This window comes from Microbacterium sp. MYb66, from assembly GCF_002979435.1.
GTDB lineage: Bacteria > Actinomycetota > Actinomycetes > Actinomycetales > Microbacteriaceae > Microbacterium.
On sequence record NZ_PCOV01000005.1, the window covers coordinates 113,302 to 135,200 of the forward strand.

The following is a 21,899-nucleotide window of genomic DNA, read 5'->3' on the forward strand; positions in this document are numbered from 1 at the left end:
GCAGAGAACCGTCACAGGCGTCAGCGCTTCGCCCCGTGCGAATAAGGAGTCACAGCATGTTCGAGAGATTCACGGACCGAGCCCGTCGAGTGGTCGTCCTCGCCCAAGAAGAGGCGAAGATGCTCAACCACAACTACATCGGCACCGAGCACATCCTGCTCGGTCTCATTCACGAGGGCGAGGGCGTCGCCGCCAAGGCGCTCGAAAGTCTCGGCATCTCCCTCGACGCGGTGCGCGAGCAGGTGCAGGACATCATCGGCCAGGGTCAGCAGCAGCCGACCGGTCACATCCCGTTCACCCCGCGTGCCAAGAAGGTGCTCGAGCTGAGCCTCCGCGAGGCCCTCCAGCTCGGCCACAACTACATCGGCACCGAGCACATCCTCCTCGGCCTCATCCGCGAGGGCGAGGGCGTCGCAGCCCAGGTGCTCGTCAAGCTCGGCGCCGACCTGAACAAGGTCCGCCAGCAGGTCATCCAGCTGCTCTCCGGCGCTCCCGGCCGCGAGCCGGCATCCGTCGGTGCGCAGACGAACGACTCGCCGGCCGGCACCCAGGGCGGCTCCGCCGTGCTCGACCAGTTCGGTCGCAACCTCACCCAGGCCGCGCGCGACAACAAGCTCGACCCGGTCATCGGGCGCGAGAAGGAGGCGGAGCGGGTCATGCAGATCCTCTCCCGCCGCTCCAAGAACAACCCCGTCCTGATCGGTGAGCCCGGCGTCGGCAAGACCGCCGTCGTCGAGGGCCTCGCGCAGGCGATCGTCAAGGGCGATGTCCCCGAGACGCTGAAGGACAAGCAGCTCTACTCGCTCGACCTCGGCTCTCTCATCGCCGGTTCCCGCTACCGCGGCGACTTCGAGGAGCGCCTGAAGAAGGTCACCAAGGAGATCCGCACCCGCGGCGACATCATCGTCTTCATCGACGAGATCCACACCCTCGTGGGTGCGGGTGCCGCCGAGGGCGCGATCGACGCGGCCAGCATCCTGAAGCCGCTGCTCGCCCGTGGAGAGCTCCAGACCATCGGTGCGACCACGCTCGACGAGTACCGCAAGCACTTCGAGAAGGATGCCGCGCTCGAGCGCCGTTTCCAGCCGGTGCAGGTGAACGAGCCGACGCTGCCGCACGCGATCAACATCCTCAAGGGGCTGCGCGACCGCTACGAGGCGCACCACAAGGTGCAGATCACCGACGGCGCCATCGTGGCCGCGGCGAACCTCGCCGACCGCTACGTCTCCGACCGGTTCCTCCCGGACAAGGCCATCGACCTGATCGACGAGGCCGGCGCACGCCTGCGTCTGTCGATCCTGTCGAGCCCGCCCGAGCTGCGAGAGTTCGACGAGAAGATCGCCGCCGTGCGCGAGCAGAAGGAGATCGCCTCCGAGGAGCAGGACTTCGAGAAGGCCGCCTCCCTCCGCGATGAGGAGAAGAGTCTGCTCGCCGAGCGCCTCCGTCTCGAGAAGCAGTGGCGTGCAGGCGACGTCGCGACCTCCGCGGTCGTCGACGAGGGTCTGATCGCCGAGGTGCTCGCACAGGCCACCGGCATCCCGGTCTTCAAGCTCACCGAAGAGGAGTCCAGCCGACTCGTCTTCATGGAGAAGGCCCTGCACCAGCGCGTCATCGGTCAGGAGGAGGCGATCGCCGCCCTCTCCAAGACGATCCGCCGCCAGCGTGCCGGTCTCAAGGACCCGAAGCGTCCCTCGGGCTCGTTCATCTTCGCCGGCCCCACGGGCGTCGGAAAGACCGAGCTCGCCAAGGCGCTCGCGGAGTTCCTGTTCGACGATGAGGCCGCTCTCATCTCGCTCGACATGAGCGAGTTCGGGGAGAAGCACACCGTCTCGCGTCTGTTCGGCGCCCCTCCCGGATTCGTCGGATTCGAAGAGGGCGGCCAGCTCACCGAGAAGGTGCGCCGCAAGCCGTTCAGCGTGGTGCTCTTCGACGAGATCGAGAAGGCCCACCCGGACATCTTCAACTCGCTGCTGCAGATCCTCGAAGAGGGTCGTCTCACCGACGGTCAGGGTCGGATCGTGGACTTCAAGAACACGGTCATCATCATGACCACCAACCTCGGTGCGCGTGACATCGCGGGTGGACCCGTCGGCTTCCAGGTCGAGGGCAATGACTCGACCAGCTACGACCGGATGAAGGGCAAGGTGAACGAAGAGCTCAAGCGGCACTTCAAGCCCGAGTTCCTGAACCGTGTCGACGACATCATCGTGTTCCCGCAGCTCTCCAAGACCGAGCTGGTGCAGATCGTCGATCTGTTCACCAAGCGCCTCGGCGAGCGTCTGCTCGACCGCGACATGACGATCGAGCTTTCGCAGGCCGCGAAGGAGCGTCTCATCGAGATCGGCTTCGACCCGGCTCTCGGCGCCCGCCCGCTGCGTCGCGCGATGCAGCACGAGATCGAGGACCGCCTGTCGGAGAAGATCCTGCACGGCGAGCTCAACTCGGGCGATCACGTGAAGGTCGACGCGAAGGACGGACAGTTCCTGTTCGAGCACGGCCCGCGTGGCGAGAAGGTCGCAGTCGGTGTCAACACCGGCGGCGGCGCGATCGCCGGCACCCCCGACCTGGCCGTCGCCAGCGGGGAGTGATCTTCGGCTGAACAGGAAAGGGGCGGATGCTGCGGCATCCGCCCCTTTCCTGTGTCCGGCACAGGTGGCGACGGGTCGCGGGTTCTAGGCTTGACCCGTGAGCGAGTACATCGTCCGGCCGGCGCGCAGCGCCGACGTCGTCGGCATCCGGAACCTGCTGCAGCCGCTGGTGGAGCAGCGCATCCTGCTCGGCAAAGACCTGGCGGTGCTCTACGGCGCCGTGCAGGAGTTCGTCGTCGCCGAGGCGGACGGCGAGCTGATCGGCTGCGGCGCATTGCACGTGTTCTGGGAGGACCTCGGCGAGGTCCGCACGCTGCTCGTGCGCGACGACTGGCTGCACCACGGTGTCGGTCGCGCGATCGTCGACCGTCTCGAGGACAATGCGCGGACGCTCGGCCTCTCGCGTCTGTTCTGCCTGACGTTCGAGGTCGAGTTCTTCGGGCGCCGAGGCTTCACGACGATCGGCGAGCAGGTCGTCGACCCCGACGTGTACTCGCAGCTGCTGCGCAGCGGTGATGCCGGTGTCGAGGAGTTCCTCGACCTCGCGCACGTGAAGCCGAACACGCTCGGCAACACCCGCATGATCAAATCGCTCTGAGCACGCGCCGCAGGACGGTCCCGCCGTCCGGCCTCCCAGGATGCAACCGGAGGATCGCTTAGCCTGGAGTCATGCCCCGTCGCTCTGCCGCCGTCTACCGTCGTCGGCGACTGGTCGTCATCGTCCTGCTCGTCCTCTTCGTCGCCGCCATCGGCATCGCGGTCTGGCTCCTCATCGCGCGGCCCTGGGCTGCCGCCGAGACGGCGACCCCTCCTCCCGCGACCTCGTCTGCGACACCGACGACCGCTCCGACGGCCGGCACCGAATCGCCCTCACCCGACCCGTCGGCCGAAGCGACCCCGGCGATCGTGGCGTGCGAGGCGAAGGACATCGAGGTCTCGGCCGTGACCGACGCCGAGACCTACGCCGCCGGCGTCCTCCCGAAGCTCTCCATCTCGTTGACCAACAAGGGCACCGAGGACTGCACGATCGACGTGGGTTCGACCACCCAGGTGTTCACCGTCTCCAGCGGTGCCGACGTCTGGTGGCGCTCGACCGACTGCCAGGAGAATCCGAGCAGCATGATCGCCACACTCACCGCGGGGACGACGGTCACCAGCAAAGACCCGGTGACCTGGGACCGCACGCGGTCGAGCGTCGAGACCTGCGCCCAGGAGAACCGGCAGCGGGCACCGGGCGGAGGCGCGTCGTACCACGTCGAGGTCTCGATCGGCGGCTTCCCGAGCGTCTCGACCGCGCAGATCCTGCTCTACTGATCGCCTCGGAGTTCGAAGCGATCGCGTCGAGTGTCCACGAAAATCGTCGCGCGGCATCGGTCCGACGTACGAAATGACGCGACGTGGGGTGCCTTCGGCACGCGATGCTGACAGGCGCTTCTCTTTGGGATACCATAGAGGTGACTCTCCGCATCATGCGGCACCAAGCCATCCCCAGTGGCGTCGAACTACAGCGTCCCCAGCGCTTCGACACCGCCGCTCGAGAGTCCGAGGGCCCTCTCGAGTACCCCAGTCCCCAATGTGGGACTCGAGAGGGCCCCAATCGTCTCCGCCGCCGGATTCGGCGCGTGATGCCGCGTACCGTGAATAAGCTGGACGCATGGCAGCGAAGAAGGCGAAGTCGGCGAAGAGCAAGCCCGCACCCGAGGACTTCCGGTCGGATGCTCTGGCCAAAGCCCTGGAGAAGCAGGACGTCGCCGCGGTCGCGCTGGCACTCCGCCATGGCACCACCATCGTGCCGCTGATCAAGCCCGGCGCGCGCGACAACCCACTCGACAGCGGCGAGGTGTGGACCTACCGCGACCCGAAGACCGGTGACCTCGCACTGCTGCTGTTCAGCGACGCCGAGAACAAGCCGGCCAACCTCCCTCCCGGGGTGGGCATCTACACCGCGGACTGGCTGCGGAAGTTCCTCGCGGCCCACCCGATCACGACCGTGTTCCTCGACATCGCGGGCCCGCATCCGATGCAGGCCGACCCGACCGAGCTGCTCAAGGCGCTCGACGCCTGACCGCCCGACGTCAGGCCGGAGGGCCCGCGCTTCCTCTCAGAACGGCGGGATGTCGCGGTCGGAGCGCCGTGAGGTGTTGCGTGCGCGCACGTCGCCGAGCGCGGCGCGGAGCGTCTTCGAGCGGTCGTCGACGACCTGCTCGTAGCCGAGGCGCGCCGCCTCCGAGCGCCGCTGCGCAGCCTGGGTGACCGGGCGGATCTCCCCGGCCAGGCTCAGCTCTCCGACTGCGGCGACCGTGCGCGGCACCGAGATCTGCTGGATCGAACCCGCCACCGCGATCGCGATCGCGAGGTCGGCCGCCGGCTCGGTGAAGCGCACCCCTCCGACCGTCGACACGTAGACGTCGAGGCTGCCGGTGGGGATGCCGGCGCGTCGTTCGAGGATCGCCAGCACCATCGCCACGCGCGAGGAATCGAGGCCGTGCACGATGCGGCGCGGGTTCGGCGCGTTGCTGGGCACCGTGAGCGCCTGCACCTCGACGGGAAGGGCTCGGCGGCCCTCGAGTGAGATGGCGACACAGGTGCCCGGTTCGGTCGCGCCCTGCGAGAGGAAGAGGCCCGAGGGGTCGGGCACTTCGGCGATCCCGTCTCCGGTCATCTCGAAGCAGCCGACCTCGTCGGTCGGACCGAAGCGGTTCTTGAGGGCGCGGATGAAGCGCAGCGAGGTCTGCCGGTCGCCCTCGAAGTGGCACACGACGTCGACCAGGTGCTCGAGCACTCGGGGGCCGGCGACCTGACCGTCTTTCGTGACGTGCCCGACGAGGATGATCGGCAGATCGCGGTCCTTCGCGATGCGGATCAGCGTCGCCGCGACCTCGCGCACCTGGCTCGGCTGCCCGGCGGCGCCGTCGATCATGGACGACGACACGGTCTGCACCGAGTCGACGATCACCAGCTGCGGCTTCACCTCGTCGATGTGGCCGAGGATCGTGGCCAGATCGGTCTCGCTCGCGAGATACAGCTCATCGTGCAGGGCACCGGTGCGCTCGGCGCGCAGCCGCACCTGGCCGGGTGACTCCTCCGCGCTCGCGTAGAGCACACGGCGTCCGCCGCGTGCGGCTTGCGCTGCGACCTCGAGCAGCAGCGTCGACTTGCCGACGCCCGGCTCACCGCTGAGCAGGATCGCGGCCCCCGGCACGATGCCGCCGCCGAGCACGCGGTCGAACTCGCCGACGCCGCTCGAACGACGCGGAGCATCCTGCGTCGTGATCTGGGTGATCGGCCGCGCGGCGCGCTCGGCGGTCGGAGCGACCGGGCCGACGCGTCGGAGGATGCCCGTCTGCGCCGCCTGCTCCTGGACCGTTCCCCACTGCTGGCACTCGCCGCAGCGGCCCACCCACTTCGCGGTCGTCCACCCGCATTCCGTGCACACGTACGCAGGAGGAGCGGGTTTCCGGGTGGCCATGCCCCCAGGCTATCGCCGGCATCGGACATCCCTATCGGCCAGGTGTTTATTCACGGCCATACCTCTCTGCAAACTCGCAGACTCGCGGGATACTGGGGTCATGGCCAACGGCGGGCCCGTCTGCGGGCCGATCTCGAGCTACTCCCGGGTGCAGATCCTGCACTTGCTCTTCGAAGCGGGAAGCTCGACGACCCGCGCCGAACTCTCGATCACCGAGCTGTGCGAGGCCACGGGGCTCCACCCCAACACGGTCCGCGAGCACCTGCAGCGCCTGATCGAGGGCGGCTATGTGATCCCGACGATCGAGCACCGCACCACGCGGGGCCGGCCGCGCACGCTGTACAGCGCAGCCACCGGCGCACCCGGTGCCTCCAGCCCGGTGGCCCGGGACAAGGCCAAGGCCGCCGCCCGCCGCGGAGACCTGATGCGGAGCATGCTCCCCGATGCGACGGCATCCGATCTCGGCCGCGAAGCCACCTACCAGCTCGATGCTCTCGTGGAGCACCTGGAAGAGAGCGGCTTCGAGCCCATCCTCGACGACCGGCACCTCACCGTCGACCTCAGCCCGTGCCCGCATGCGGCCGGTCGCTCGGAAGACCGCCCGATGCTGTGCCGCGTGCATCTCGAACTCATGCAAGGCGTCCTGAACGAGGCAGGCGGACCACTCGAAGCCGAGTGCGTGCGCGACGCGGTCCTCGCATCGGATTGCACCGTGCAGCTGCGCGACACCACCGCGCCGCTGATCGAGGGAACGGGGCAGCTGCGTCACAGCACGAAGCAGCGGCTCCACAGAACAGGAGTCGTGCATGGAATGGCTTGATCCGCTCGCTCTGGCCCGATGGCAATTCGGGCTGACGACCGTCTACCACTACCTCTTCGTTCCGCTGACGATCGGCATGGCCCTGGTGGCCGCGATCTTCCAGACCGCGTGGGTGCGTACCGGCAAGGTGCAGTACCTGCACCTGACCCGCTTCTTCGGCAAGATCTTCCTGATCAACTTCGCGATGGGCGTCGTCACCGGCATCGTGCAGGAGTTCCAGTTCGGCATGAACTGGTCGGACTACTCGCGCTTCGTCGGCGACGTGTTCGGCGCCCCGCTCGCGTTCGAAGGGCTGCTCGCCTTCTTCTTCGAGGCCACCTTCATCGGGTTGTGGATCTTCGGCTGGGACAAGCTCCCGCAGAAGCTGCACCTCGCCACGATCTGGTGCGTCTCGATCGGCAGCATCCTCTCGGCGTACTTCATCATCGCGGCCAACGCCTTCATGCAGAACCCGGTCGGCTACACCTTCAACGAGGCGACCAACCGCGCTGAGCTGACGGACTTCTGGGCGCTGCTGACCAACCCGGTCGCGCTCGCCGCGTTCCCGCACACGATCTTCGGCGCGTTCATGTTCGCGGCCGGTGTCGTGATCTCGGTCTCCGCCTGGCACCTCTCGCGCGGCCAGCACTTCGACACCATGCGCATCTCGCTCAAGTTCGGGCTGTGGGCGATGATCGTCTCCACCGCGGGCGTCGTGCTCACGGGCGACCAGCTGGGTCTGGCGATGTACGCCGCGCAGCCGATGAAGATGGCGGCAGCGGAGGCGACCTTCAACACGGTGTGCGGGCCGGATGCCTCGTTCAGCATCTTCACGCTCGGCACACCGGACGGCAGCTCGGAGCTGTTCTCGATCCGCGTCCCGTATCTGCTCTCGCTGTTGTCGACGCACACGCTCGACGCGTGCGTGCACGGCATCAACGACCTCAACGCCGAGTACGCGCAGACGTACGCCGCCACCGGCCTCGAGGACTTCGCCCCGGTCCTGTGGATCACGTACTGGGCGTTCCGCTGGATGATCGGACTGGGCGTCGCCGCCGCGCTCGTCGCCGTCGTCGGCCTCTGGCTGACGCGCAAGGGCGCCAAGAAGCCTCCGGCGCAGTGGATGTGGAAGCTCGCGATCTGGTCCTTCCCGCTCGCGCTCGCCGCCAACATCATGGGTTGGGTCTTCACCGAGATGGGCAGGCAGCCCTGGATCGTGTTCGGGCTGATGACGACGCAGGACGGAGTCTCGCCGGGCGTCAGCGGGCTCGAGGTGCTGATATCGCTCATCGCGTTCACCGCCATCTACGCGGCGCTCGCCGTCGTCGAGATCCGTCTCATCATCCGGGCCGCCCAGAAGGGGCCCGACACCGAAGAGCAACCGCATGACGAGACGGCCCAGCTGCCGTCGGTCGTCTACTGAGAGGGAGGAGCATCATGGATCTCGCAACACTCTGGTTCTTCATCGTCGCCTTCTTCTTCGTGGGCTACTTCGTCCTCGACGGGTTCGACTTCGGCGTCGGCATGTCGCTGCCGTTCCTCGGCAAGAACGACGTCTCGCGCCGTCAGGTCATCAACACCATCGGTCCGGTCTGGGATCTCAACGAGACCTGGGTCATCGTCGCCGGCGCCGTGCTGTTCGCATCGTTCCCCGAGTGGTACGCGACGCTGTTCAGCGGGTTCTACCTGCCGCTGCTGCTGATCCTGCTCGCGCTGATCCTGCGCGGCGTCTCCTTCGAGTACCGGCACCAGCGCGACAGCGCGAAGTGGAAGGCCGGCTTCGACCGGATGATCGTGATCGGCTCGGTCGTTCCGGCTCTGCTGTGGGGCGTCGCGTTCGGCAACATCGTGCAGGGCGTGGCCATCGATGAGAACCACATCTACGTGGGCGGCTTCTTCGCTCTGCTGAACCCGTATTCGCTGCTGGTCGGCGTCACCACGCTGCTGCTGTTCTTCCTGCACGGGGTGCTGTTCGTCGCGCTCAAGACCGACGGTCAGGTGCATGAGGACGCGCGGAGGCTGGCCAAGAAGGCCGCGATCCCGACGATCCTCGTCGCAGCCGCGACGGTGGTCTGGACCGTGCTGATCGCGATGGGCCGTGAGGCTCCGCTGCTCTGGCTCGTCATCGGCACCGGGGCGCTCGCCGCGGTCAGCCTGATCGCGGCGGTCGGGTTCTCGCTCGTCCGTCGTGACGGCTGGGCGTTCTTCGCCGGCATCCTCACGGTGCTGTTCGCCGTGGTCATGCTGTTCTCCGCCCTGTTCCCGTACGTGATGCCGTCGACGATCGACCCGGCGTTCAGCCTCACCATCGAGAACGCCTCGAGCACTCCGTATACGCTGCAGATCATGAGCTGGACCGCCCTGATCGCGATGCCGCTCGTGCTCGCGTACCAGGCCTGGACGTACTGGGTCTTCCGCAAGCGCGTCACCCGGAAGTCCATCGAGGGGGCTCCGGCGCACGCGTGAAACCCGTCGACCCGAGACTGCTGCGATACGCGGGTGCCGCGAGGGTGTTCCTCGCGGCATCCGCGTTGATCGGCGTCATCCAGACCGTCGTCACCATCGCCTTCGCCTGGCTGCTGACCGATGCGATCACCGGCGCGATCGCGGGGCGCGACGTCACCGCGTCGCTGCTCTGGCTGCTGGTCACGGCGCTGCTGCGGGGGCTGCTGATCGCCGCGTCCGATGCCGCGGGGACGCGGGCGGCGGCGAAGACCGGGATGCAGCTGCGTGCGGCGCTGGTCGCTGCGGTCGGGAAGCTCGGGCCGGGCTGGCTGGCGCAGCGGAACCAGACCGAGCTCGCGGTCACAGCGGGCCACGGGCTGGAGGCGCTGGACGCCTACTTCGCGCGGTACATCCCCCAGCTCGTGCTGACGGTGATCGCGACGCCCGTGCTGGTCGCCGTGATGTGGTGGCAGGACTGGCCGAGTGGTCTGACCGCGGTGATCACGCTCCCGCTGATCCCGCTGTTCCTGATCCTGATCGGCATGGCGACCCGCACGGTGCAGACCCGCCAGTGGCAGACGCTGCAGCATCTCGCGGCCCGATTCGCCGACACGGTGCAGGGCCTCTCGACGCTGCGGCTGTTCGGGCGTGACCGGCGGGCCGCCGACCGCATCGAGGTCACCGCCGACAAGTACCGCCGCGAGACCATGAAGGTCCTGCGGTTCTCGTTCCTCTCCGGCTTCGCGATGGAGCTGCTGGCGTCGATCGCCGTGGCCCTGATCGCCGTGTCGGTCGGGTTCCGGCTGCTGTCCGGCGACCTGACGCTCGAGGTGGGCCTGTTCGTGCTGCTGCTCGCGCCCGAGGCGTTCCTGCCCATCCGCCAGGTCGGCGTGCAGTTCCACGCCGCAGCCGAGGGCGTCGCCGCCACCGAGGACGTGTTCGACGTGCTCGATGCGGCGGGGGATCGTGCTGCATCGGTGAACGACTCCTCAGAGCCGTCGGGAGACGGTGTGACCCGAGGCGGGACCGCGGGTGACGGCCATGCTCTCGAGGAGTCCTTCACGGCGACGGGTCGTGACCTGGTGGTGGACCGGCTCCGAGTCCGAGACCTGCCGCCGATCTCGTTCACGGCCGAGCCGGGGACGATCACGGTGATCGAGGGGCCGAGCGGTGCGGGAAAGTCGAGCCTGCTCGCGGCGTTGCGGGGCGCAGCCGACTTCGAGGGGACGGCCGCCTTCGCCGGGGAGGATGTGCGCGTCCTCCCGCCGGCGGCCTGGCTCGCCTGGGCCGGGCAGGCTCCCGGTCTGACGCGGGGGACCGTGGCGGCGAACGTCGCGCTCGGCGATCCCGCTCCGGACGGACACGGCATCCGTGCCGCGCTCGACGACGCCTGCGCCGAGACGATCGACCCTGATCGGGAGCTCGGCGTGCAGGGGGCAGGCCTCTCGGGCGGTCAGGCGCAGCGCGTCGCGGTCGCCAGAGCTCTGTACCGCCACGCCTCCGCCCCTGGCCGAGTGCTCGCGCTCGACGAGCCCTCCAGCGCGCTCGACGGTGAGACCGAGGCACGGCTGTGGCGGTCGCTGCGGGAACGCGCGGATGCCGGGGCGACGATCCTCCTCGTCTCCCACCGCCGCACCGCGCGCGAGATCGCGGATCAGGTCGTGGCGCTGGGGGTGAGCGCATGAGCATTCGGCAGACGCCGGAACGCCGGGAGGGGCGCAGTCGGCGGGTTCGCAGCATCCTTCGGCTCGCGCAGCCGCCGGTCGGCCGCTTCGTCCCCGGCCTCATCTGGGGGATGCTGTCCGCCGCGGCCGCGGTGAGCCTGCTCGCGGTCAGCGGCTGGCTGATCGTGAGCGCCTCGATCGTCGACTCGCTCGTTCCGCTCTCGATCGCGGTCGTCGGCGTGCGCTTCTTCGCGGTGTCGCGTGCGGTGACCCGCTACCTGGAGCGGCTGAGCGGCCACGACGCCGCGCTGCGCCAGCTCTCCTCGACCCGCGCCGACATGGTGCGACGCCTGATCCCGCTCTCTCCGGCCGGGTTGGGGTCCACGGACCGCGGCCAGGTGCTCACCGCACTCGTGGACGACGTCGAGAACCTGCAGAACCTGCCGCTGCGGGTGGTGCAGCCGCTCGGAGTCGCGGCGCTCGTCGCCCTCGGCGCCGTCGGGTTCATCGCCTTCGTCTCCCCGCCGGCCGCCCTCGCCCTCGCCGCGTGCCTCGTGATCGCGGGCGCCGCGGCGATCGGGCTCGGGTGGGTCTTCGGCTCGCGTGCCGAGGCTCTCGTCTCCGCCCGCCGGGCCGAGCTCTCCGCCGCCCTCGTCGACTACTTCGGCAGCCTCGACGTGCTCCTCGCGTACGGCGCCGAGGAGCAGGCGCGCGCACGCATCCAGGCCGCGGATGCCGCGCTTCGGCGCGTGGTCGACCGCGCCTCGCTCGCACAGGCCGTCGCCGCCGGCGTGGTCTCCGCGGTCGCCGGCGCTGCCTCGGTCTGGGCGCTCGCCGCGGCCGCTCCCGGACTCGTCGACGGCTCGATCGACGGACCCTGGCTGGCTGTGGCCGTGCTCGTGCCGATGGTGGTGTTCGAGATCTTCGGCGCGGTACCGGTGGCCGCGGCATCCTGGCGGAGCGTGCGGTCGAGTGCGGAGCGCATCGTCGACGTGCTGCCGGAGCGGATGCCGCCGGAGCTGCGGCCAGACGCCGGTGACGAGATCGAGATCGACGGCACTCCGGCGCTGCGGCTGCGCGGTGTCCGTGCGAACTGGCCGGGCGGTGCGCCTGCGCTGAAGGGAGTGGACCTCGACCTCCGCCCCGGAGAGCGGGTGCTGGTCGCGGGGCCGAGCGGTGCGGGCAAGAGCTCGCTGGCCGCAGCCCTCGTCGGTTTCCTGCGCGTCGACGGCGAGTATCTGGTCGGCGGTCGCGAGGCCTCGGCACTCTCCGGACCGGCACTGCGGCGGATCATCGGACTCTGCGAGCAGAGCCCTCAGCTGTTCGACGAGGACATCCGCCAGAACCTGCTGTTCGCGCGCGACAGCGCGACCGACGCCGAGCTGCACGACGTGCTCGAGCGCGTGGGTCTCGGGGACTGGGTGCGCGAGCGCGGTGGTCTCGACGCCCGAGTCGGCGACCGTGGGGCGCTGGTGTCGGGCGGACAGGCGCAGCGGATCTCGCTCGCCCGCGCACTGCTGCGCGGCTTCCCGGTGCTGGTCCTCGACGAGCCGACGGCGGGGGTCGACCCGGAAGCATCCGATGCGCTGCTGCGCGACCTGCTGCAGGCCGCGGGCGACCAGTCGGTGCTGCTGATCTCGCATGTCGCGCCGCCCGCGGGAACCGTCGAGCGCACCGTGCGGATCGAGGACGGGCGCACCGTCTGAGGGCGCCCGTCCTGGGGCTCACCAGTCGTGCACGGTCCCGTCGAGCAGGCGGTTCACCGGCAGGTAGGCCTTGGTGTACTCGTGGCCGGCCGCGGCATCCTCGTCGAGCTCGACGCCCAGGCCCGGCTGGTCGCCCGGGTGCAGGAAGCCCCGGTCGAACGTGAACGACGTCTGGAACACCTCGAGAGTCTGCTCATTGTGCGGCATGTACTCCTGGATGCCGAAGTTGTGGATCGCAAGGTCGAGGTGCAGGGCGGCGGCCATGCCGACGGGCGAGATGTCGGTCGGACCGTGGATTCCGGAGCGGATGCCGTAGATCGCCGCGAAGTCGAGCAGCTTCTTCATCGCGGTGATGCCACCGGTGTGGGTGACCGCGGAGCGCACGTAGTCGATCAGTCGCTCGGTGATGAGGGTCTGGTAGTCGAACACCGTGTTGAAGACCTCGCCGATCGCGAGGGGAGTGGTGGAGTGCTGGCGTACGAGGCGCAGCGCCGACTGGTCCTCTCCGGGCGTGCAGTCCTCGAGCCAGAACAGGTCGTAGGGCTCGATGTCCTTCGCGAACCGGGCGGCTTCGATCGGCGACATCCGGTGGTGGCCGTCGTGCAGGATGCGCAGGTCTGTGCCGAAGTCCTCGCGGATCTTCGCGAAGACACCGGGCATGTGGTTGAGGTACGTGCGGGTGTCCCAGCGCTCCTCGGTCGGACGACCGTTCTCGGCGCGCTTGGCGGGCTCGTAGTCGTAACGCACGCCGGGGCCGGTCGCCGAGACGCCGTAGATCTGGCCGAGGCCGGGCACACCGGTCTGCACGCGTACGGCGGTGTAGCCGAGTTCTTCGTAGCCGGTGATCGCGTTCTTGAGGGCGGCGTAGTCGGTGCCCGAGGCGTGCGCGTAGACACGGACGCCCTCGCGGCTGGCGCCTCCGAGCAGCTGGTACAGCGGCATCCCGGCCTTCTTGGCCTTGATGTCCCACAGCGCCATGTCGACCGCGGCGATCGCCGCCATCGTGACCGGGCCGCGGCGCCAGTAGGGCCCGCGGTAGAGGTACTGCCAGGTGTCTTCGATGCGGTCTTCGTCGCGCCCGATGAGGGTCGAGGCGACGTGGTCGGAGAGGTAGGAGGCGACGGCGAGCTCGCGACCGTTGAGGGTGGCATCACCCCACCCGACGATCCCGTCGGAGGTCGTGATCTTGAGCGTGACGAAATTGCGTCCCGGGCTGGTGATGATGACGTCGACGAGCTCGATGGTCATGTCATATTCCTCGTTGTGGTGGGGGCGGCCGTGCAGATGACGGCCGCCCCCGGCGTGATGGTTGTCGGTGGGGTCCGGGTCACATGGCGGCGCGCGGATCGGTGAGATCGCGCCCCGTCCACTCCGGTGCCCAGATGGCGGCGGCGAGCGCCGATGCGGTGAAGACGCCCATGAGCACCATCACCGGGATGATGCTGCCGGTCGTCGCCGAGACCCAGGCCGCCACGATGATCGGACCGATGCCGGTGGCGATGATGGCCGCGATCTCACGCACCATGGCGGTGAGCGTGTAGCGGTTGCGCGCGCCGAAGATCTCGGGGATCGAGATGTTCTCCATCGACGCGAGGCCGAGGACCGAGATGTTGTGGATCAGGGCGTAGCCGACGAAGACCCAGACGACCTCGGCCGTGTTGATCATGAGCAGCGTGGGCACGATCAGCAGGAGCGACAGCGACGTCATGATGATGTACATGCGGCGGCGACCGAACCGGTCACCGAGGAGACCCATGAGCGGGATCGTGAGGAATCCGATCAGCGACGAGACGATCACGACCTCGGGGCCGACCTCCTTCGACATCGCGAGGGTGATCGTGATGAACGAGATCAGGTAGGTCTGCACGAGGCCCGAGTTGCCGGCCTGACCGAAGCGCAGGAAGAACGAGACGATGATCGCCTTGATGGGCTTGCGCTCGAGCGACTCGAGCGTGCGGATGTCGTTGGTCTCCGTGGCGAGCTTGACGACCTCGTCCCGGGAGAGGGCCTTGCCGTCGACGACGTCGACGCGCTCCTCGAAGACCGGGCTCTCCTTGAGGTTGAAGCGTACCCACAGGGCGAACAGCATGATCACGGCGCTGCCGATGAACGGGATGCGCCAGCCCCACTCGATGACGTCGCTCTCGAGCATGACGGCGAGGAGGATCGCCCAGATCGCCGAGGCGAACAGGGTGCCGCAGTTGGTGCCGAGGGCGACCAGCGAGGCGATGACGCCGCGACGGTTGGTGGGGGCGTACTCGGAGAGCATGACACCCGCACCCGAGATCTCGGCGCCGGCGCCGAAGCCCTGGGCGAGCCGCAGGATGACGAGGAGGATCGGAGCGAGGATGCCGACCTGCTGGTAGGTGGGGAGGAAACCGATCAGTGTGGTCGCCGCGCCCATCAGCAGGATCGTGTAGAACAGCACCTTGCGGCGTCCGACGCGGTCGCCGATGCGGGCGAAGACGAACGCGCCGACCGGGCGAGCGATGTAGCCGACGCCGTAGGTGGCCATGGCCAGGACGACCGCCATCCCGGGGTCCTCTCCGGCGAAGAACAGCTGGCTGAAGACCAGGGCTGCGGCCAGGGAGTACAACTGGAAGTCCATGAACTCCAGGGCGGTGCCGAGCCAGCCGGAGACGGCGGCGCGGACGAGGTCGCCCATCGAGCGCGTGGCGGTGGGCGGGGGAGCCGGGGCATCCACGCCGGGGACGGATGTGCTGCTCATCGGATTACTCCTTCGTAGTGATGTGCGCAGGGGGAGCGCGGGGCAGTGCGTGTTCGTGTCAGAGGGACAGGAGGACCTTCGCCGAGGCGGACGAGTCGCGGGCGACCTCGAACGCGTGGACGGCGTCGGACGCCGGGATGACATGCGAGATGACCGGGTCGAGAGCATCCGATTCGGCGAGCATCCGCACCGCGTCGTCGATCTCGGTGGAGAAGCGGAAGGCGCCGCGGATGGTGAGCTCCTTCGCCAGCATCGGCGCGAGGTTCACAGCGGTGTCGGCGTTCGGGAGCATCCCGACCTGCACGATCGTGCCGGTGCGGCGGGCGGCCCGGACGGCCTGCGTCAGAGCCGCGCCGACGCCGGAGCACTCGAAGACCACGTCGTACGACTCGTCCTCGATGGTGTCGCGGCCGACGAGCGAGACCTCGGTCGCGCCGAGGGACTGCGCGCGGTCGAGCGGCTCGGGGCGCACGTCGCTCGCGCCGACGACCGCGGCGCCCGCGTGCACGGCGGCCGCGACGACGAGGAGGCCGATCGGACCGGCGCCGATCACGAGCACGCGGAGGCCCGTGATGTCGCCGGCGAGGCCCACGGCATGGAGCGCGACGGCGAGAGGCTCGGCGAGGGCGGCGCGCTCGAGGGGCAGGCCCTCGGGGAGCACGCGGATCATGTGCTCCTCGACGATCAGCAGCTCGGATGCTCCGCCCTGACGGTGCGGGTTCGCCGCGGCACTGCCGAGGTAGTCGCCGCCGGGGCGCAGATGCGGGCGCTCCTCCAGGCCGGGGGCAGAGGCACCGTATCGGGCGGGGTGCACCGTGACCGGAGTGCCGGGGGCGAGACGGCCGGACGGGTCGAGGTCGACGACGCCGGAGAGCTCGTGGCCGGGGACCAGGGGCTCGCGGATCGTGTACTCGCCGTTCGCGCCGTGGAAGTAGTAGTGCAGGTCGGAGCCGCAGATGCCGACGAAGCCGACGCGCAGCCGCACCTCGCCCGGGCGGGGTTCCGGAGCATCCCGGTCGTCCCAGCGGATGTCTTCCTTGCCGTGGATGACGAGCGACTTCATCGTCGTCCCTCCTTCGTGTTCATGGGGTTCGTCTCGAGCATGCTCTCCTCCGCCGACGAGACGGCATCGGAGAGGGCGGCATCGACGCCGCGGCGGCGGATCGTGTCGACGAGCTCGCCGACCCGGGCGATGAACGCGTCCTGGTGGGCGAGCTCGGCGCCGAACAGCTGCAGGTCGGTGATCACCCGTCGGGCGAGCTCGGCCCCGTCGCGCACCGAGGCGGAGAAGCCGGCGAGGCGTTCGCGGGCCGGGTCGGTCATCGACGCGGCGTGCGTGCCCGGGTCGAAACCGGGGAGCGGGGCGAGGCAGGACAGGTATCCGGCGACGGTGAGGGCGATCAGGTGCGGCATCCGTCCCTGTCCGAGGGCGAGCAGGGCGGGCTCCGGGATGCGCTGGCGCAGCTTCACCGACCCGTCGGAGCCGACCTGGGCGGTGCGGTGGCCGAGAGCGCTGTTGCCCCAGCGCTCGAACAGCTCGGCCTCGTAGGCGCGGATGTCGACGTCGGCGGGCACCTCGACCGAGGGCTCGTACTCGCCGCGCATGACCGCGCGCGCGGCATCCGCGATCCGGTCGATGCCGATGGCCTCGGGGATGGTGCCGACGCCGCGGAGCGCACCCAGGTAGGCGATGAGGGAATGTGTGCCGTTGAGCAGCCGAACCTTCATCTGCTCGTAGCGGCCCACCTCGTCGGTGAAGACGGCGCCGCCGGCCTCCCACGAGGGGCGTCCGCCGGCGAAGCGGTCTTCGATGGCCCACATCGTGAAGGGCTCGCCCGGAACGGGGATCCCGTCGTGGGCGCCAAGGAGTGCCGCGACCTCGTCGCGCAGCTGGGGGGTGGTCGAGGGGACGATGCGGTCGACCATGCTCGAGGGGAACGTCACGCCGCGGTCGAGGAACGCGAGGGCCTCGGATGCCTCCCCGGCGGGGAGTGCGTGCAGGAACTCACGCACGAGCTTCTCGGTGTGCTCGCCGTTGGAGGCGAGATTGTCGCAGCTGAGGATGGAGAGGGGGGACCCGCCGGCGGCGGCGCGGGCCTGAATGCCACGGGCGAGCTGGCCGATCGTGGATCGTGGAGCCCCGCCCTGCAGGTCGGCACGCACGATCGGATCGTCGAGGTCGAGGTGCTGCGTGGCGGGGGAGTAGCTGTAGCCGTTCTCGGTGACGGTGAGCGTCACGATGCGGATGCCGCTGTCGGCGATCTGCGAGACGACGCGCTCGGGGTGCTCGGCGCCGACGAATGCGTCGGTGTGCACGCCGGGGATGGCGAGCGAGGTTCCGGAGGGAGAGATCGTGGCGACCGAGTAGAGGAAGTCCTGTGCCCGCAGGGCGTCAACGACGGTGCGCGAGCGGGAGGCGACGCCGACGATGCCCCAGTCTCCGCCGTCCTGCTGGATCGCGGCCGCGGTGTACATCGCCTGGTGTGCTCGGTGGAAGCTGCCGAGGCCCAGGTGCAGGATGCCTGCGCCAGTGGGGGAGACCAGCGGAGCGGTGGCTGCGGGGGTGGCGCGGCTCAGGATCCGGAGATCGGCGTTGATCGTCATGTAAAGCAGTGTGTATGAGTTGTACAAACTTGTCAACCCTCTTTCAGTGGGGGCATCGTGCCCTAGGATTGCGGCGAGGCGGGAGGCGAACGTGGCAGCGACACTGACAGACGTGGCTAAGCGCGCCGGCGTGTCCATCGCCACGGCATCCCGGGCCTTCGGGGAGCCCGATCGCCTCGCACCCACCACCCGCGAACGCGTGCTCGAAGCGGCCGCCGATCTCGGCTACGCCACTCCTCAGGCCGGCACCGCCACCCGTACCCTCGGCGTCATGGTGCCCGATGTCGCCAACCCGGTCTACGGCATGCTCCTCAAGGCGATCCAGGGGCAGGCCTGGCACGGACGCCACCGCATCGTCCTGTTCGACGCGGATGAGGATCTGCGCCGGGAGCGCGAGCAGATCGAGCAGGCGCGCAAGCTCGACGGCATGCTCCTGTGCTCTCCCCGGCTGCCCGACGACGAGGTGATCGCCTTGATCGGCGGCACCCCCACGGTGGTCATCAACCGCCAGATCGACGGCGTCCCGTGCGTGGTCATGGATGCCGAGCACGGGCCCGCGCAGGCGATCGAGCACCTCGTCGCTCTCGGGCATCGGCACCTCGCCTACGCCTCAGGTCCCCTCGGCTCGTGGGCCGATGCGCGCCGCTTCGACACCATCGCCGCGGCCTGCGAACGCCACGGCATCCGCCTCACCCGCCTCAGCCACCACGCCGCCTCCATCCAAGGCGGGCGCGCCGCCGCAGCGCTCGCCGCCGCCAGCGGGGCCACGGCCGTCGTCGCCTACAACGATCTCGTCGCGCTGGGTCTCGAGGCCGGGATGCTCGAGCTCGGGCGCACCTGTCCCGACGACATCAGTCTCGTGGGCATCGACGACATCGATCTCGCGGGTGCGGTCACTCCGGGGCTCACGACCGTGCAGATGCCGATCGAGCGCAGCGGGGCCCTCGGCGTCGACCTCCTGCTGCAGGCGATCTCGGGCACCGTGATCAGCGACGTCGCCACCCTGGCCTCGCAGTTGATCGTGCGGTCCTCGACGGCGGCGCCGCGCGCCTAGCCTCTTCGTGCCCCCGCGAGTGTGCGGCGCGGTCAGCTGTGCAGCGCGACGGGCGGTTCCATCACGATGCCCTGCGCCTCGAAAGCGCGGCGGCGTTCCTCGATGCGGCGATGCAGCTCGACCTGCGCGTCGTCGACGAACTGCGGGTCGAGGTCGACGGTCGGCGGATGCGGGTCGCCGTGGTTCGCGGCGATGTAGGCGTCGAGCTCCGGCCCGCTGGTCCACGAGGTGATGAGCGCGTAGCGCGGCGCCGCACCGCGGTGCCACACGGCGTGCCAGAAGCGTTGCGTGTCGACGACGATGCGCGATCCCGCGCGCAGCGGCAGGCGGATCTCGGTCGCAGGGTCGAAGCGGTCGGCGCGCAGGATCAGCATCGACTCGGTGTCGTCGGAGAGGTTGAAGAACCCGCGGACGACCCAGCCGGTGCCCTCTTCGTTGAGGCGGTTGTTGTCGTCCTGATGCAGGTTGTAGATCGCGTCGGCGTATTCGTTCGGCTGCAGCTCGATCACGCGGCAGCGTCCGATGCCGGCACCCGGCTCCTGTGCCCGGCGCTGGAGCGTGGGGGCGATCGCCACCTGCGAATCGACCCAGACGCCGTCCTTGTCGGCGCGCGGAGGGGTGTGGTTCCAGAAGCCGTTGCAGTCGACGTCGCCGGCGTAGCTGGTGAGAGGGGCGAAGCGCGTGATGCCCGACGAGCGCCAGCCGACGTACTCGAGGTCGAGCCACTCGGCCGGATCGGTGGTCGAGGCGTGATCGTCAAGGACGACGTAGCCGGTGTCGGCCAGTGCCTCGGAGGTGATGAAGCCCATGCTGAGCGTCCTTCCCGTCATCGCTGCCCCCACAGGCGGCGGGTTCTTAGGCAATCCTAACCCGGTTCGCGGTCGCTCGCTGGGGGCCCTGCCGTGGATAAGCGGCGAGGGCGCTCGATATTCTGTGGGGATGACTCAACCGCAGGGTGCCCTTCTCGTGGGCAGTGTGAACTACGACGACGCCGAGACCACGATGCGCACCGCTGCCGGGATGCTCGGCGACCGTCTGCGGCGCATCCCGGACGGCGAGGTCGGCAAGCGGTTCCACTGGATCATGTTCCAGCCCGACGTGATCGGTCAGGCCGAGGGCATCGAGCGCGTCGGCGACCAGCCCATCCCGTTCCCCGCCGGCATCGACGCCCGTGGCCTGCGCATCGCCGAGGGAGTGGATGCTGCGAGCATCGATCTGCCGCCGCTCGGCTACGCCGCTGCCGCGATCGAGTCATACGGGGTGTTCACGCGTCTGCGGGCGGAGGGCGCGATTCCGGCCGGCATCCGATTCCAGGTGTCGCTGCCCACCCCGCTCGCCGTCATCTCCTCGTTCTTCCACGGCGATGACCGCGCCGCGATCGAGCCCGTGTACACCGCCGCGATCCTCCGCGACCTCGACGAGATCCTCGCTGCGATCCCGCACGACGACCTCGCCGTGCAGTGGGATGTGGCGAGCGAGATGGGCATCATCGAGCGCGCTGCCGGCTACGGAGCCGTCATGGAGGCGTGGTGGCCCGGCGACCCGTTCGACGGTCTCGTCTCGCGCCTGGCCGCGCTCGTCGACGCCGTCCCCGCCGACGTGGAGGTGGGCGTGCACCTCTGTTACGGCGACGCGGGGGAGAAGCACTTCTTCGAGCCGACGGATGCCGCGAACCTCGTGCGCTACGCGAACGCCGTGGTGACGGCATCCGCCCGTCCGCTCACGTGGCTGCACCTTCCGGTGCCGATCGCCCACGACGACGAGGCGTACTTCGCGCCGCTCGCCGACCTCACCCCCGTGAACGAGCTGTACCTCGGCCTCGTGCATCGGGAGGACGGCGCCGAGGGAGCCGAGCGCCGCATCGCCGCCGCCACCCCGTACGCCGCCGAGTTCGGTGTCGCGACCGAGTGCGGCATCGGTCGCGCGCCCGCCGGTTCGACCGAAGGCATCCTGCGCACCCACGCAGACGTCGCCACCGCCTGGTGACGCGCATCGCTCGATTCGCGCGCTCGCCCCGCGTCGCGTAAGCTATTCCGCGGTGACGTGTCCGAGCGGCCGAAGGTGCAACTCTCGAAAAGTTGTGTAGGGTAACCCCCTACCGTGGGTTCAAATCCCACCGTCACCGCCACCACGAAGGCCCCGACTCCCTTGGAAACACTGGGAAGCGGGGCCTTCGTCATGTGTGGGTTGCCGCCAGCGGTAACGCAGCGGTAACGCGTCCACACGCGCCGTGGCTAGGGCGCGAGAATTCGGCTTCGAGCAAGGACCGAGCGCGGCTCATCGAGGGCGTGCGCACCCGCTGCTCGACCGCGCTCGTAGATGACTGGGTGCTTGACCGAGAAGCGATTCGGGGCGATAGCGTTCGATGCGTCGCTAGATGAATAGATCCAAAATCGCCCACGCACCTTCACCAGTTCCTGGCGTGTGGCACGCCGATCGTTCTGACCGGAAACGGTACTGCTACTGGGACGGCGGCACTGAACCAACTGGACCCCAACAGCACGATGGCGACGGCGACGAAGATGACGACGGCGACGAAGATGATGACGGCGACGAGGATGATGGGTAAGCCTCCTCGACGTCGCGTGGGAGAGCGGTGTGCCGCGCCGGTCACCAGTCGTCGTCTCAACGACGCGCACTCGACGTCGCGTGACCGCGGGTGCAGTGAAACCGGCGCCGCTCAGCGCCGCTTGGGCGCAGCGGCAACGCGGCGGCGACGTTTGCCCTAAAGTGCGGCCTCCGTCGGGGCCTAGGCGCCGAACTCCTCGTCGACGGCGACGACGGCGGTGCCCTCGACGGCGACGACGGCGGTCCCCTCGGCGGCTGCGGCGGCCTCAAGAGC

At 69.2% G+C, this 21,899-nt stretch carries 17 protein-coding genes and 1 tRNA gene; 12 read left to right on the forward strand and 6 right to left on the reverse strand.

Going from position 1 to position 21,899, the window contains the following annotated elements:
• Positions 1-56 precede the first annotated feature (56 nt).
• The 4 genes from CQ045_RS12005 (at position 57) to CQ045_RS12020 (ending at position 4,653) form a co-directional block, all read left to right on the forward strand.
• Positions 57-2,588 (forward strand): ATP-dependent Clp protease ATP-binding subunit, encoded by a 2,532-nt coding sequence (locus CQ045_RS12005; RefSeq protein ID WP_105723973.1) that lies wholly within the window; start codon positions 57-59, stop codon positions 2,586-2,588.
• A gap of 97 nt (positions 2,589-2,685) precedes the next feature.
• Positions 2,686-3,186 (forward strand): amino-acid N-acetyltransferase, encoded by a 501-nt coding sequence (locus CQ045_RS12010; protein WP_105723976.1) that lies wholly within the window; start codon positions 2,686-2,688, stop codon positions 3,184-3,186.
• 71 nt (positions 3,187-3,257) lie between these two features.
• Positions 3,258-3,902, forward strand: a complete 645-nt coding sequence (locus tag CQ045_RS12015) for a hypothetical protein (RefSeq protein ID WP_105723978.1) — start codon at positions 3,258-3,260, stop codon at positions 3,900-3,902.
• Positions 3,903-4,242: 340 nt separating this feature from the next.
• Positions 4,243-4,653: a dehydrogenase gene (locus CQ045_RS12020; RefSeq protein ID WP_105723980.1), complete on the forward strand. Its 411-nt coding sequence runs from the start codon at positions 4,243-4,245 to the stop codon at positions 4,651-4,653.
• Between the two features lie 36 nt (positions 4,654-4,689).
• Here the strand turns inward: CQ045_RS12020 and radA are convergent, their stop codons facing one another.
• Entirely contained in the window at positions 4,690-6,057 is a 1,368-nt protein-coding gene (gene radA / locus CQ045_RS12025; RefSeq protein ID WP_105723982.1) for a DNA repair protein RadA, read from the reverse strand.
• Between the two features lie 100 nt (positions 6,058-6,157).
• On the opposite strand from radA, the gene CQ045_RS12030 reads away from it, so the two are divergent.
• The 5 genes from CQ045_RS12030 to cydC are packed head-to-tail and all read left to right on the forward strand — an operon-like array spanning position 6,158 to position 12,671.
• Entirely contained in the window at positions 6,158-6,877 is a 720-nt protein-coding gene (locus tag CQ045_RS12030; RefSeq protein WP_105723984.1) for an ArsR family transcriptional regulator, read from the forward strand.
• Positions 6,864-8,279, forward strand: a complete 1,416-nt coding sequence (locus CQ045_RS12035) for a cytochrome ubiquinol oxidase subunit I (protein WP_105723986.1) — start codon at positions 6,864-6,866, stop codon at positions 8,277-8,279. The genes CQ045_RS12030 and CQ045_RS12035 overlap by 14 nt, the downstream gene beginning before the upstream one ends.
• Before the next feature lie 14 nt (positions 8,280-8,293).
• Positions 8,294-9,322, forward strand: coding sequence for a cytochrome d ubiquinol oxidase subunit II (gene cydB / locus CQ045_RS12040; protein ID WP_105723988.1), 1,029 nt, complete (start codon positions 8,294-8,296; stop codon positions 9,320-9,322).
• A complete protein-coding gene (cydD, locus tag CQ045_RS12045; RefSeq protein WP_105723990.1) occupies positions 9,319-10,986 on the forward strand; it encodes a thiol reductant ABC exporter subunit CydD in 1,668 nt (555 codons plus the stop codon). The genes cydB and cydD overlap by 4 nt, the downstream gene beginning before the upstream one ends.
• Complete coding sequence (gene cydC, locus CQ045_RS12050) at positions 10,983-12,671, forward strand: thiol reductant ABC exporter subunit CydC (protein WP_105723992.1); 1,689 nt, start codon at positions 10,983-10,985, stop codon at positions 12,669-12,671. Before cydD ends, cydC begins: the two co-directional genes overlap by 4 nt.
• An 18-nt stretch (positions 12,672-12,689) precedes the next feature.
• Here cydC and manD read toward each other — a convergent pair whose 3' ends face one another.
• The 4 genes from manD to CQ045_RS12070 all read right to left on the reverse strand — a co-directional run bounded on the left by manD (position 12,690) and on the right by CQ045_RS12070 (position 18,003).
• Entirely contained in the window at positions 12,690-13,919 is a 1,230-nt protein-coding gene (gene manD, locus CQ045_RS12055) for a D-mannonate dehydratase ManD (protein ID WP_105723994.1), read from the reverse strand.
• Positions 13,920-13,998: 79 nt separating this feature from the next.
• Complete coding sequence (locus CQ045_RS12060) at positions 13,999-15,399, reverse strand: MFS transporter (RefSeq protein WP_105723996.1); 1,401 nt, start codon at positions 15,397-15,399, stop codon at positions 13,999-14,001.
• A 58-nt stretch (positions 15,400-15,457) separates the two neighbouring features.
• Complete coding sequence (locus tag CQ045_RS12065; RefSeq protein ID WP_105723999.1) at positions 15,458-16,462, reverse strand: L-idonate 5-dehydrogenase; 1,005 nt, start codon at positions 16,460-16,462, stop codon at positions 15,458-15,460.
• A complete protein-coding gene (locus tag CQ045_RS12070) occupies positions 16,459-18,003 on the reverse strand; it encodes a mannitol dehydrogenase family protein (protein ID WP_105724001.1) in 1,545 nt (514 codons plus the stop codon). Before CQ045_RS12070 ends, CQ045_RS12065 begins: the two co-directional genes overlap by 4 nt.
• A gap of 112 nt (positions 18,004-18,115) precedes the next feature.
• Between CQ045_RS12070 and CQ045_RS12075 the strand changes: the two genes are divergently transcribed.
• Positions 18,116-19,057: a LacI family DNA-binding transcriptional regulator gene (locus CQ045_RS12075; RefSeq protein WP_258131049.1), complete on the forward strand. Its 942-nt coding sequence runs from the start codon at positions 18,116-18,118 to the stop codon at positions 19,055-19,057.
• 32 nt (positions 19,058-19,089) lie between these two features.
• On the opposite strand, the gene CQ045_RS12080 is transcribed toward CQ045_RS12075, so the two are convergent.
• A complete protein-coding gene (locus CQ045_RS12080) occupies positions 19,090-19,866 on the reverse strand; it encodes a hypothetical protein (protein ID WP_105724005.1) in 777 nt (258 codons plus the stop codon).
• Between the two features lie 130 nt (positions 19,867-19,996).
• On the opposite strand from CQ045_RS12080, the gene CQ045_RS12085 reads away from it, so the two are divergent.
• Positions 19,997-21,043, forward strand: a complete 1,047-nt coding sequence (locus CQ045_RS12085) for a hypothetical protein (protein WP_105724007.1) — start codon at positions 19,997-19,999, stop codon at positions 21,041-21,043.
• A gap of 51 nt (positions 21,044-21,094) precedes the next feature.
• A tRNA-Ser gene (locus CQ045_RS12090) sits at positions 21,095-21,185 on the forward strand.
• Positions 21,186-21,899: the final 714 nt, after the last annotated feature.